Here is a 501-nt window from a genome sequence, read left to right as displayed (position 1 = left end):
GACCTGATCGAAACCTTTCTTGACCTGATGGAAACGCGCAGCTTCAACCGGACGGCCGAGCGGCTCAACATCACGCAATCCACGGTTTCCCATAGGGTGAAGGCCCTGGAGACGCAGTTCAGCCGCAAGCTCTTCACCCGCAACAAGGGCGGAACCCTTCCGACCGCCGCGGGACTGCGCTTTCTGGATTATGCGAAAGCCTTGCAGAATCAGTGGCATGAAGCGACCCGTGCAGTAGCGAGTGCCGGCGCTCTGGAGCGTTCTATGCGGCTCTGAATTCAGCACGACCTGGCAGAGACCATTGCCGGCCGCTGGGTGGCTGCGTGTCGCAGCGATCTGCCGACCACCGAGATCTATATGGAGGCGGATTATTCGAACCAGATGAACCGCGATCTCGCCGCCGGGGAGCTCGATCTCGCGATCCTCTACACACCGCATTTCCTGCCCGACCTTCACTATGAACGGATCGGTGAACTGCATTACGTGCTGGTCACCACCGAT

Annotated in this window: 1 pseudogene; it reads left to right on the top strand. The window is 59.5% G+C overall.

The window, feature by feature from the left end:
- Window positions 1–501: pseudogene (locus A4A58_RS24100) on the top strand (LysR family transcriptional regulator); the annotation flags it as partial.

The sequence above is a fragment of the Tardiphaga robiniae genome (assembly GCF_001618955.1).
Lineage (GTDB): Bacteria > Pseudomonadota > Alphaproteobacteria > Rhizobiales > Xanthobacteraceae > Tardiphaga > Tardiphaga robiniae_A.
The sequence above is the reverse complement of the archived record's forward strand: the minus strand, read 5'-3'. Positions and strand labels throughout refer to the sequence as shown.